This is a genomic window from Gaiella sp. (assembly GCF_035558935.1).
Lineage (GTDB): Bacteria > Actinomycetota > Thermoleophilia > Gaiellales > Gaiellaceae > Gaiella.
On sequence record NZ_DATMBZ010000160.1, the window covers coordinates 1 to 11,632 of the forward strand.

Below are 11,632 nucleotides of genomic sequence, written 5' to 3' on the forward strand. Positions count from 1 at the left end.
GCGTCCTCCCCGGGATCGTCGGCTCGTTGCAGGCGAGCGAAGTGCTGAAGCTGGCGCTCGGCGTCGGCGAGTCGCTCGCCGGGCGGCTGCTCCTCTTCGACGCGCTCCACACGACCTTCGACGAGGTCACGATCCGCCGCAACCCCGAGTGCCCGGTCTGCGGCGACCACCCGACGATCACCGAGTACATCGACTACGTCGAGTTCTGTCAGGGAGCAGCGGTGCACGCGTCGTGACCGTCGTCCGGATCCCCCCCACGCTTCGCAACGAGGTCGGCGGCGCACGCCAGGTCGAGGCCGACGGCACCACGGTGCGCGAGGTGCTCGACGACCTCGTCGAGCGTCATCCGGCGCTGGGGGAGCAGATCCTCGCCGACGGCGGCATCGCCCCCTTCGTCAACGTCTACCTCGGCGGTGAGGACGTCCGGACGCTCGACGGCCTCGACACCGCGGTTCCCGACGGCGAGACGGTGATCCTGTTGCCTGCGATGGCCGGTGGCTCGTCGCAGCCCTGGTCGCCGCCCGTGGCGACGAGCCTGCTCGACCTCGTCGGCTCGACGCCGCTCGTCGAGCTGCCGCGGCTCTCGCCGAAGGCCGGTGTGCGGCTCTACGCGAAGCTCGAGGGACAGAATCCGACCGGCTCGATCAAGGACCGCGTCGCCAAGGCGATGATCGAGGCGGCCGAGGCCTCCGGCGAGCTCGAGCCGGGGCGCGCGCTGCTCGAGCCGACCTCGGGGAACACCGGCATCTCGCTCGCCCTCGTCGCGTCGCTCAAGGGCTATCCGCTGACCTGCGTGATGCCCGAGAACGCGACCGAGGAGCGCAAGCGGTTGCTGCGCCTCTACGGCGCCGACATCGTCTTCTCGCCGGCGGACGAGGGATCGAACGGCGCGGTCCGCCTCGCACTGCAGATGGCCGAGGACGACCCGAAGTGGTTCGTGCCGTTCCAGTACGCGAACGCGGCGAACCCGCGCGCGCATTACGAGGGCACGGGCGCCGAGATCGCCGCTGCGCTCGACCGCGTCGACGTGGTGGTCGCCGGGCTCGGCACGGGCGGGACCCTGATGGGCGTGGGCGAGCGGCTCCGGGAGACGTTCCCCGACGTCGTCGTCGCCGCGGCCGAGCCGCTGCCGGGCGACCCGGTGATGGGCCTGCGCTCGCTCGACGACGGCTACGTGCCGCCGATCCTCGACGTGTCCCGCCTCGATCGCAAGCTTCTCGTCTCGAACGAGGAGGCGGTGGCGGCGGTGCGCGAGCTCCTTCGGCGGGAGGGCATCCTCGGCGGCGTGTCCGCGGGGGCGGTGATCCACGTCGCCCTGAGGCTGGCCGACGAGCTCGACGAGGGTGTCGTCGTCGCAATCCTCGCCGACGGCGGCTGGAAGTACCTGAGCGCCGACTTCTGGGAGGTCGCCGCCGACGACGTGGGCGAGTCGATGGAGTCCACCGTCTGGTGGTGATCCCCGCCGCCGTGCGGGCGTCGATCGCCGAGCACGCGCGCACGGAGCTCCCGAACGAAGCCTGCGGCCTCCTGCTCCTCGAGGGGGACGAGGCGGTCGAGTACGTCCCGGCCGAGAACGCGTCGCCGTCGCCGTACTACTTCGAGCTCCGGCTCGACCCGCTCGTCTGGGCCGATCTCGGCGACCGCGACCTCGAGCAGGCGATCGTCCACTCGCACGTCTCGTCGGAGCCGCGGCCGTCGCGCACCGACGTCGAGCGTATCGGCCTCTGGCGCGACCGGCCGTACGTCATCTACTCGGTGCGGCTCGACGAGCTGGCGGCCTGGCGGATCGGCGACAGCGTGGTGGGCATCCCGCTCGCGCAGGACGCCCACGAGGCCTGATAGCGGTCAGCTGACCTTGAACGAGCCCTTCATCACGCTCGCGTGGGGGTCGCAGACGAACTTGTAGGTGCCCTTCTTCAGCGTGACCGTGAAGGTCTTCGTCCCGGTGCCCGACACGCTCGTCTTCACGTTCACCCCGGGGCCCGTGAGATGGAAGTTGTGGATCGAGGCCTTGTCGGCCACGACGAGCTTGATCTTGCCGGCCTTGGTCGGCTTCTTCGTCAGCTTGATCGTGAAGCCAGGCCCGACGGTGCCGTTGTAGGTCGGCGTCGCGGCGCTCGCCGGTAGGGCGACCGCGAGCGCGGCGAGAACCGTGGGAGCGAGGACGAGTGCGCGTTTCATGCGTCTCCTTCGTCGAGTGGGATACGGGTGATACGGGACGTGGCGCCGGTCGGATTCCCTCCTCGCCGCGAGTCCCGCCCGGATATGGTCGCGCGGATGATCGCCGACGGCCACGTCGACCTGCTGATGGAGGTCGCCTACCGTGAGCGCCGCCTCGGCGAGACGAACGTGTTCGCCGAGACGTGGTTGCCGCTGCTCGAGCGCGGCGGGGTCGGGCTCCAGGTCTGCCCGATCTACGTCGACGTCACCGTCCAGCCGGAAGGCTCGCTCCGCGAGGCGCTCTCGATGGCGGCCTCGTTCCAGCGGGCCCTCCGCGAGAACGACGACCGTCTCGTCCAGGTGACGCGCGCGAGTGACCTCGACGCCGTCGAGTCGGGCGAGCGCATCGGCCTGTTGCTCTCGCTCGAGGGAGTGGAGTGCTTCGGCGTCGAGACGTGGCCGGCCGACGTCTTCCATGCGCTCGGCGTGCGGATGGCCGGGTTGACGTGGAACCGCCGGAACGCCTTCGCCGACGGCGCGGCAGAAGACGGTGGCGGGCTCTCGCGCCTCGGTCGCGAGCTCGTCGACCACCTCGTCGCGCTCGGCGTGATCCTCGACCTCGCGCACGCGTCGCACGGTCTGTTCGCCGAGCTCCTCGATCGCGCGGCGGGCGCGCCGATCCTCTGCTCGCACGGCGGCTGCCGCTCGGTCCACGAGACGCCCCGGAACCTCGACGACGACCAGCTCCGCGCCCTGGCCGACGCCGACGGCGTCTTCGGGCTGATGCTTCACCCGATCGCGATCGGGCCGGAGCGGCGGACGATCGACGGCGTGATCGACCACCTGGAGCACGCTGCGTCGGTGATGGGCATCGAGCGCGTCTGTCTCGGCGGCGACTTCACGCGACGGCTCTGGCAGGCGATGCCGCCTCCGCCCGAGCCGAAGGACGGCCTCATGCCGCCCGGGCTCACCCCCGGCCTGGGGATCGAGGGGCTCGCCGGCCCGGAGGAGTACCCCGCGCTCGTCGAGGGCCTCGAACGCCGCGGCTGGGCGGCTGCCGACGTCGCGTCGGTGACGTCCGGGAATCTGCTCCGCTTCCTCCGCGCGTCGCTCGGCTGATCCGGCGTCAGAGCGCGGCAGCGGCGTGCTCGGCGGCGGAGCGGTAGAGCGCGTCGATCACGCGCGCCTGTGCCACCGCATCGGCGCGGCCGAGAAGCGCGGGCTCACGTCCCTCGATCGCGTCGGCGAAGTTCTCCAGCTGAAGGGTGTACGAGTTCGCCTCGTCGACCGCGACCACGTCGGAGACGCCGTCGCGCTCGAGCACGAGGTCGCCGCCCCAGTCGACGCGCCACGGCGCAAACGCCCGCAGAACGCCGCCGTCCCCGACGACCTCGAGCGACTGGCGCTCGGGGGCCAGGAACGACGCCTCGATCTGCGCGACGGCGTCGTCCGGGAAGCGCAGCGTCCCGTAGAGGGCCATGTCGACGCCCGTCTCGCCGACGACCTGCTCGGCGAGCACCGACACCGGATCGCCCGCGACGAGGCGTGAGCCGCTGACGCAGTAGCAGCCCACGTCCATCAGCGCGCCGCCGTCGAGCTCCGGGAGCGCCCGCACGTTCGTGAGGTCGGCGAGCGGGAACGAGAAGACGGCCTTGACCGCCAGGACGCGCCCGACGGCGCCATCCCGGACGAGCCGCTCGATCGTGGCGGTCTGCGGATGGTGGCGGTACATGAAGGCCTCCATCAGCACGAGACCGGCCGCCTCCGCTGCGTCGAACGCCTCCACCGCCTCGGCGGGGTGCCGCGTGTACGGCTTCTCGCAGAGGACGTGCTTCCCGGCCGCGAGCGCCCGCATCGTCCACTCGTGGTGCATGCCGTTCGGCAGCGAGATGTAGACGGCGTCCACGTCCGTGTCCTCGAGCAGCGCCTCGTAGGAGCCGTGTGCCTTCGCGATCCCGTGCTCGCCCGCGTACGTCTGCGCCTTTGCCCCGTCACGGCTTCCGACGGCGACGACGTCGACCTGGCCCGCGCCACGGGCCCCGACGAGGATCTGCCGGTTGATGTTCGCGGTCGAGAGGAGACCGAGCCTCATCGTCGGAGCCTAACCTCGCGCAGCGCCGGATAGAGGGCCTGGTAGCCCGCGTGCAGCTCGGCGTAGAGAGCGAGCTGCGACGGATCGGGCTCGATCGTGTCGCCGATTCGGACACAACGCTCGACCGCGTCCGCGACGTCCGCGAAGATGCCGCCCGCGACGCCGCCGAGCAGCGCCGCCCCGAGGGCGGATCCCTCCTCGGAGTCGGTCAGCTCGAGCGGCAGCCCGAGCACCGAGGCGACGATCCCGAGCCAGCGCCGGCTCCTGGCGCCGCCACCGGATGCGCGGGCGACGCGCGTCTCGACGCCGAGCTCGCGGAGCAGGTCGAGGGAATCCCGCAGGCCGAAGGCGACGCCCTCGAGGACCGCCCGCACGAGCGCCCCCCGGTCGTGGCGGAGCTCGAGCCCGACGAACGCACCCCTGGCCTCGGGATCGGCGTGGGGCGTCCGCTCGCCGGCGAGGTACGGGAGGAAAAGCAGGCCGTCGGCGCCCGGCTTCCAGGCGTCCGCCTCCTCGACCAGCCTGTCGAACGGGACGTCCGGCGCGACGAGATCGTGGAGCCAGCGCAGCGACCCCGCTGCCGACAGCATCACCCCCATCACCTGCCAGGTACGCGGGACGGCGTGGCAGAAGGCGTGGACGCGCGCCTCGGCGTCGTGCGCGTAGGCGGGCAACGGCGCCAGGACGACGCCCGACGTCCCGAGCACGACGGAGAGCCTGCCCGGGGCGGTCGCACCGACACCGACCGCCGCCGCGGGCTGGTCGCCCGCTCCGGCGGCGACGGGCGTTCCAGGTGACACCGTGTCACGTGCACAGGTCTCACCCGCGCGCTCGGGTGACTCGAGGACGGGCGGGAGCCAGTGACGCGGGAGCTCGAGCGCGTCGAGCACCTCGTCGCTCCAGCGGCGCTCGGCAACGTCGAGGAGCAGCGTGCCCGATGCGTCCGACGCGTCGATCGCCCACTCGCCCGTGAGCCGCAGGCGGACGTAGTCCTTGGGCAGCATCACTCTCGCGATCCGCGCGTACGCCTCCGGCTCGTGGTGCCGCAGCCAGAGCAGCTTCGGCGCCGTGAAGCCCGTCAGGGCGCGGTTCCCGGTCAGCGCGAGCAAGCGCTCGAGCCCGACGCGGTCCTCGATCTCGGCGCACTCGCGGGCGGTGCGCTGGTCGTTCCAGAGGATCGCCGGGCGGATCACGCGGCCCGCGTCGTCCAGCACGACGAGGCCGTGCATCTGCCCGGACAGCCCGATCCCTGCCACGTCGCGTCCTGCCGCGACCTCGGCGAGCGCCGCCTCGGCCGCGCGCCACCAGTCCTCCGGGGCCTGCTCCGCCCAGCCGGGCCGCGGCGTCGAGAGCTCGTAGACGCGCGTCGCCGTCGCCAGCACCTCACCGTCCGGAGACAGCGCAAGCGCCTTGACGCCCGTCGTGCCGACGTCGAGCCCGACCAGGGCAGTCACGCGTCAGGCGCCGAGGGCGGCGTAGACGAGCTCGTACGCGGCGACCGCGTCCTTGCGCGACTGGGCCTCACGCAGCGCGGCGTCGTCGATCCGGCCCGAGACCTCCCAGATGAAGTTCCACTGCCTGACGCTCCGCGCGACCGCGGCGACGGCGTCCTCCGTGTACGGGTAGAGGTCGAAGCCGAGCCGCTCGCCGTTCTCGCCGTACCTCGCGCGGCGGAGCTCGACGGCGAGCTCGAGCGTCTCCATGAACGCCGTGGCGCCGACCATGTTGTCGTCGTCGAACGTGCCCCAGCCGGAGTTTGCGTGCTGGTGGCCGAGCAGGCCCTCCGCGGCGAGCATCGCCGCGTACTCGCCGAGGCTCTCGCCGTTCATCAGCAGGTGCTGCCAGTCCATGTTGACCTGGACGTTCGTGACCCCCCGCTCGCGAAGCTTGTGGATCACGTGGAGCGTCATCCCGATGTTCCGCATCAGGATCTTCATCGCCGGCTCCGAGTTCTTGTGCTCGAGAAAGAGCTTGACGCCGTGCCGCCCGCACACCTCGGCCGCCTCCGCGATCCCCTCGAGGAACCACTCCCACGACTCCGCGTAGGGCGTCTGGAACGGGTAGTTGTAGCCCTCGATCCCCGGCCAGCAGACCATGTTGGCACCGACCTCGCCCGCCATCTCGGCCGTCTCGCGCGTGAGCCGCCGAGCCTCCGCGCGCGTCGCGGGGTCGGGCGAGACGAGCCCGCCGCGGCCGAAGCGCGGGTCCAGGTGAAGGCCCGTGCAAACGGTGTAGATGCCGTGGCCGTCGAGCGCCTCGCGGACGTCGTCCAGGTTGTCGCCGTTCAGCTCGCCCGGATAGTGGAGCTCGTAGTCGTCGATCAGGTCGCCGAGCCCGTCGACCGCGCGGCGGACGCGCTGCGGCGTCGTCTCACCCTCGTGCTCGGGCTGGTAGCCGCCCGGAACAAAGCGCGTGACCATTGGGCCGAGGGCCCAGATCCCGAGGCTCGTGCGCAATTAGCGTCCCGCCCGCTCGAGCCTGCGTCGCGAGACCGCGTCGAGGGTCACGGCCGCGAGGAGGATCGCGCCGGTGACCATGAACTTGATCGCGGAGCTGTAGCCGAGGAGATCGATGCCGTTCGCGACCGTCGCGATCACGAGAGAGCCCATCAGCGCGCTGATCACGCGCCCACGCCCGCCGAAGAGGCTCGTCCCGCCGATCACCGCGGCGGCGATCGCGTCGAGCAGGATCGTGCCGCCGCCGGCGTTGAGGTCGACCGAGTTCAAGCGCGACGCGAAGATCACGCCGCCGAGCCCGGCCATCGCTCCCGAGATCATGAAGACGATGAGCCGGATGTTCCGGACGTTGATCCCTGCCCGGCGCGCGGCCTCGGAGTTGCCGCCGACGGCGTAGACGTGGCGCCCGAACGTCGTCCGCTCCGCGACCCAGGTCCAGAAGACGAGGAGGACGATCACCATCAGGAACGCGACCGGGAAGCCCCGCTCCTTGTTCGCCCACCAGATGGCGCCGAAGGCGACGACGGTGAAGCCGATCAGCTTGAGGGCAACGACGATCATGTTGTCGCTGCGGATTCCGTGGCGCCTGCGACTGAACACCCCGAGCAGCGTCGAGAGCGCGAACAACGCCACGGCGATCGCGGCAATGATGTAGCCCACCGTGTCGGAGAAGAAGTAGTTGGCGACGTTGTTGATCAGCGAGTCGTCGATGACGATTACGCCCTGGTCGCCGATCGAGTACAGGATCACGCCCTGCCAGAAGAGAAGGCCCGCGAGCGTCACGACGAAGGACGGCACGCCGATAATGGCCACGAAGCTGCCCTGGAACAGCCCGATCAGGGCGGTCACGATGACCGCGATCACGATCGCCGCGACGCCCTTCACCTCCCAGCTCCCGTCCGGCAGCTGAAGCTTCGCGACGACGACGCCGGCGATGCCCGACACGTAGCCGATCGAGAGGTCGATCTCGCCGAGGAGGAGGACGAAGACGACGCCGATGGCGATTGTCGTCACGCCCGCCATCTGCACCATCAGGTTCGTGAAGTTCCCGGCGGTGAGGAAGTTCGAGTTCTGCGAGTAGAAGAACGCGACGATGATGATCAGCCCGATCACGACCGGCATCACGCCGACGTCCCCGGCCTTCCACGACTCCCATCGCCGCCGCGCGATGGCGCCGACGCTGTTCTCGTTGCGCTCCGCGGGCGGGGGAGCTCCGATCGCCAGCTCGGCTTCGGTCACGCCTCGGCCTCCGTTTCGGTCGCGCCGACGCCCGGCACCTTCGTCGGGACACCTGCCGTGATCGCGTGGACCACCTCCTGCTGGGTCACGGCGCGCCGCTCGAACACTGCGGCGTTGCGCCCGAGGCGGAGCACGGTGATCCGGTCTGCGGCCTCGAAGATGTCGTGGAGGTTGTGCGAGATGAGCACCACGGCCAGGCCCTGCTCCGCGAGCCGCTTGACGAGGTCGAGCACCTGGCGGGTCTGTGCGACGCCGAGGGCGGCGGTTGGCTCGTCGAGGATGACGATGCGCGAGTTCCACATCACCGCGCGACCGATCGCCACGGACTGCCGCTGTCCGCCCGACAGACTTGCCACCTGCTGGCGGATCGAGCTGATCGTCGTCACCGACAGCCCCCGCAGCACCTCGGCCGTCCGCGACTCCATCACAGGCTCCTTGAGGCGGAACAGGATGTCACGGGCCTCGCGGCCGAGATACATGTTCTGCACGACGTCGAGGTTGTCGCAGAGGGCGAGATCCTGGTAGACGACCTCGATCCCGAGCCGGGCGGCGTCCTTGGGGCCGTTGATCGACACCTTCTGCCCGTCCGAGTACACCTCGCCCTCGTCCATCGAGTAGATCCCGGCGATGCACTTGATCAGCGTCGACTTGCCGGCGCCGTTGTCGCCGACGAGCGCCATGACCTCGCCGGCCCGCACTTCGAAGTCGACGTCGTCGAGCGCGAGGACCGAGCCGAAGCTCTTCGAGACGCCTCGCGTCTCGAGCCTCGGCGTCACGACCCCTGCGGGTGAGGGTGAAGCCATCGTCTCGGTCACTCGGTGGACTCCTGTCTGGGCGGGTCGGGGAGCCGCGCCCGCGGCTCCCCGACCGAGTTGCGACTGCCTAGCAGTACTGCTTGTACGAGCCGACGCACACCTCGGACTTCTTGAGCTGTCCGTCCTTGTAGAGCAGGTTGATGTTGGCCTTCGTGATCCAGGTCGGTGTGGTGAGCACCGACGGCACGTTGCGCACGCCGTTGTTCGTGGTGCCGTTCACCTTCGGCGACCCACCCTTGATCAGGGCGACCGCAAGCGCGGCCGCTGCGGGGGCCTCGACCTTGGCAGGCTTGTACACCGTCCCGGACTGCCAGCCCGAGATGATGTTCTGCGCGCCCTGCGCCGTCGCGTCCTGCCCGGAGAGCGGGATCGGCTTCAGCTTCTTCGCCTTGAGGGCGGTCACGACCGCGTTCGCGAGGCCGTCGTTGGCCGCCGCGACGGCATCGATCTTGTTCGACGTCGAGACGAGCATCTGCTCGAAGATCGTGCGCGCCTTCTGGTTGTCCCAGGCGGGGACTCCCTGGTCAGGGCCCTTCGTCGCCTTGCCGCTCTTGATGAGCGGGTCGAGGACGCCCGCGTAGCCGTTCTTGAAGAGCTTCGAGTTGTTGTCCGTCGGGCCGCCGTTCAGGTAGGCGATGACCGGCTTCTTGCCGGCACCCAGCAGGCCCTTGGCCGTCATCGCGGCCTTCACGCCCTGCCCCATCAGCTTGCCGACCTTCGTGTTGTCGAACGAGACGTAGTAGTTCGCGCCCTTGCAGCCGGTGTTGAGCCGGTCGTAGTCGATCGTCCGCACCTTGCGCGCTGTCGCGGCCTTGATGATCGCGCACCCCGAGCCCGGATCGAGGCTCGTCATGAGGATCACCTTCGCACCGTTGGCGAGGCACTGGTCGGCCTGCGAGCGCATGCGCTGGGCGTCACCCTCTGCGTTCACGACCGTCGCCGGGATCCCGGCCTTCTTGAATGCCGCGATGAAGGTCGGGCGGTCCTGGGTCTCCCACCTGACCGACGACTTCGTGTCCGGCAGCAGGACGCATGCCTGGACCGTCGCGGACTGTTTCTCGCTCTTCGCGAAGGCGCCGCCGACGGACAGGCCGACGACGAGCATCCCCACGGCGAGCGCGACGATGAGCTTCTTCACTCCGTTGCCCTCCTTTTGCCTTTGCCTCTGCCTCCCGCGCGGACGCTACTCGGTTCGCGCGGGCCGTACAAACGCGTCGAGACTCCTAGCGACGACCGATCGCCACCTCCCTCCCGCGCCGCGTCGCCCTCGGCGCGGACACACGGCTCGACATGACCTCGATGTCGTCGGCCGCCCGCGCAGTCCAGGGTTGATCGAGGAGGCGGTGGAGCGCAAGCGCCGCAGCGCCCCGCACAGCCGCACCGTCTCCGAAGGCGGACGGAAGCACCTCGAACGTGCCGGAGCGAGCGGCGAGCGACCGCTCTCGGAGCGTCCGGCGCACGTCGTCGACGAGCCAGGGCGAGAGCGGACCGAAGCAGCCGCCGAGGACGACCGCCCGGACGTCGAAGAGGTTGAAGGTCGAGGCGAGCGCGACGCCGAGCCAGCGTCCCGCGTCCGCGAGCGCCGCGAGAGTGGAAGGGGAGCCGTCCTCGGCGCGGCGGATCAACTCGTCCGTGAGGCTGCGTCCGCGGCTCGTCGCCGGCGTGATGCCCGCCGCGCGGGCGATGGCCTCCTCGCCGACGAGCGTCTCGACGCAACCGCGGCTGCCGCAGGCACACGGGCGGCCCGCCGGATCGACCGAGACGTGGCCGAACTCCCCCCCGAACCCGTGCGAGCCCCGGAAGAGCCGGCCGCCGAGGACGACGCCGCCGCCGACGCCGACCTCCCCGAACACGCAGACGAAGTCGTCGATCCCGACTGCCGCCCCCGTCCAGTGCTCGGCGAGCGCCGCCAGGTTCGACTCGTTCTCAACGTGCACCGGAAGCCCGAGTCGCGCTTCGAGCTCGGCCGCGACCGGGAGCTCGGACCATCCGAGGTTCGGCGCGAGGACAACCGTTCCCGATGCCTCCTCGACGAGCCCGGGCACCGCCACCGAGACGCCGACCGGCCGCAGGCCCTCACGTGCGGCCGCGTCGAGCGCTGCGCGCGCCGCGAGCGCGAGCCGGTCGAGCACGGGCCCCGGCGCACACCCGCGGTTGTCGCGGTGCGCCCGGCGCTCGTACCGGACGGCGCCCGTCATGTCCTCGACCGAGACCGCGAGGTAGTCGACGTTGACCTCGAGCCCGATCCCGACCACGACGTCGGCGAGCTCGAGGGCGACCCCCGGGCGTCCGATGCCGCGGGGCGCCGTGGCCTCGCCCGTCTCTCGGAGCAGGTCGAGTGCGATCAGCTCGGTGACGAGGCTCGAGACCGTGCCGCGCGTGAGCCCCGTCTCCGCGGCGACCTGGGCGCGCGATCGTGGGCCCGCCGACGCGACGTGTCGGAGGACGACGGACAGGTTCGCCCGGCGGACCGTCGTCTGGTCGGCGGGAAGCGAGGCTCCACGAGTGGATGGGAATGGGGACATCGGCGGCGTTTGTATGGAAGGCGCCCAAACTAAACGGCGCTGTGCTCGAGTGTCAACCGGGCTCAGAACTCGAACCGCAACGAAGCCTCATGCCGTCGGAACGCGTCGGGCGGCGCGCTGCGCCCCGCCGACGAGGTCATTCCGGTTCGAGTTCTCGGCGGGCGAGGAGGCTGGCGCCGATCGCGCCGCCCATGTCGCCGAGCTCGGCGAGGCGGTAGGAAGGCGCCTCCCGGAAGAAGGTGTGCCGCCGCGCCGCCTTCTCGATCCGCCCGAGCCACGAGGCGCCGAGTCGCTCTCCGAGGCCGCCGCCCATGACGACGAGCTCGACGTCGAGGAGCGTGACCG

General features: G+C 70.8%; 12 protein-coding genes and 1 pseudogene. 4 read left to right on the forward strand and 9 right to left on the reverse strand.

Going from position 1 to position 11,632, the window contains the following annotated elements:
• The 3 genes from VNM44_RS15245 to VNM44_RS15255 all read left to right on the forward strand — a co-directional run.
• On the forward strand, positions 1-236 hold a 236-nt coding region (locus tag VNM44_RS15245; protein ID WP_325626806.1), incomplete at its 5' end, for a ThiF family adenylyltransferase.
• Positions 233-1,456, forward strand: a complete 1,224-nt coding sequence (locus tag VNM44_RS15250; protein WP_325626808.1) for a ubiquitin-like small modifier protein 1 — start codon at positions 233-235, stop codon at positions 1,454-1,456. The genes VNM44_RS15245 and VNM44_RS15250, both read left to right, overlap by 4 nt.
• Positions 1,453-1,839 carry a Mov34/MPN/PAD-1 family protein gene (locus VNM44_RS15255; RefSeq protein WP_325626810.1) on the forward strand — a complete coding sequence of 129 codons (387 nt, stop codon included), beginning with the start codon at positions 1,453-1,455 and terminating at the stop codon, positions 1,837-1,839. Before VNM44_RS15250 ends, VNM44_RS15255 begins: the two co-directional genes overlap by 4 nt.
• 6 nt (positions 1,840-1,845) lie before the next feature.
• Here VNM44_RS15255 and VNM44_RS15260 read toward each other — a convergent pair whose 3' ends face one another.
• Positions 1,846-2,181, reverse strand: coding sequence for a cupredoxin domain-containing protein (locus VNM44_RS15260; protein ID WP_325626812.1), 336 nt, complete (start codon positions 2,179-2,181; stop codon positions 1,846-1,848).
• A gap of 96 nt (positions 2,182-2,277) precedes the next feature.
• Here VNM44_RS15260 and VNM44_RS15265 point away from each other — a divergent pair, with 96 nt between their 5' ends.
• Positions 2,278-3,279, forward strand: a complete 1,002-nt coding sequence (locus VNM44_RS15265) for a dipeptidase (protein ID WP_325626814.1) — start codon at positions 2,278-2,280, stop codon at positions 3,277-3,279.
• A gap of 7 nt (positions 3,280-3,286) precedes the next feature.
• Here the strand turns inward: VNM44_RS15265 and VNM44_RS15270 are convergent, their stop codons facing one another.
• From VNM44_RS15270 to VNM44_RS15305, 8 genes and pseudogenes are all read right to left on the reverse strand, one after another.
• Entirely contained in the window at positions 3,287-4,252 is a 966-nt protein-coding gene (locus tag VNM44_RS15270; protein WP_325626816.1) for a Gfo/Idh/MocA family oxidoreductase, read from the reverse strand.
• Positions 4,249-5,706, reverse strand: a complete 1,458-nt coding sequence (xylB, locus tag VNM44_RS15275) for a xylulokinase (protein WP_325626818.1) — start codon at positions 5,704-5,706, stop codon at positions 4,249-4,251. Before xylB ends, VNM44_RS15270 begins: the two co-directional genes overlap by 4 nt.
• Positions 5,707-5,709: 3 nt before the next feature.
• Positions 5,710-6,708: a TIM barrel protein gene (locus tag VNM44_RS15280; RefSeq protein ID WP_325626820.1), complete on the reverse strand. Its 999-nt coding sequence runs from the start codon at positions 6,706-6,708 to the stop codon at positions 5,710-5,712.
• Complete coding sequence (locus tag VNM44_RS15285) at positions 6,709-7,947, reverse strand: sugar ABC transporter permease (RefSeq protein ID WP_325626822.1); 1,239 nt, start codon at positions 7,945-7,947, stop codon at positions 6,709-6,711.
• The gene (locus VNM44_RS15290; protein ID WP_349258054.1) at positions 7,944-8,750 is read right to left on the reverse strand and encodes an ATP-binding cassette domain-containing protein; all 807 of its coding nucleotides are present in this window, start codon (positions 8,748-8,750) and stop codon (positions 7,944-7,946) included. Before VNM44_RS15290 ends, VNM44_RS15285 begins: the two co-directional genes overlap by 4 nt.
• Before the next feature lie 79 nt (positions 8,751-8,829).
• The gene (locus VNM44_RS15295) at positions 8,830-9,900 is read right to left on the reverse strand and encodes a sugar ABC transporter substrate-binding protein (RefSeq protein ID WP_325626826.1); all 1,071 of its coding nucleotides are present in this window, start codon (positions 9,898-9,900) and stop codon (positions 8,830-8,832) included.
• A gap of 85 nt (positions 9,901-9,985) precedes the next feature.
• Positions 9,986-11,287, reverse strand: a complete 1,302-nt coding sequence (locus VNM44_RS15300) for an ROK family transcriptional regulator (RefSeq protein ID WP_325626828.1) — start codon at positions 11,285-11,287, stop codon at positions 9,986-9,988.
• A gap of 136 nt (positions 11,288-11,423) precedes the next feature.
• Positions 11,424-11,632, reverse strand: a pseudogene (locus tag VNM44_RS15305) (ROK family protein); the annotation flags it as partial.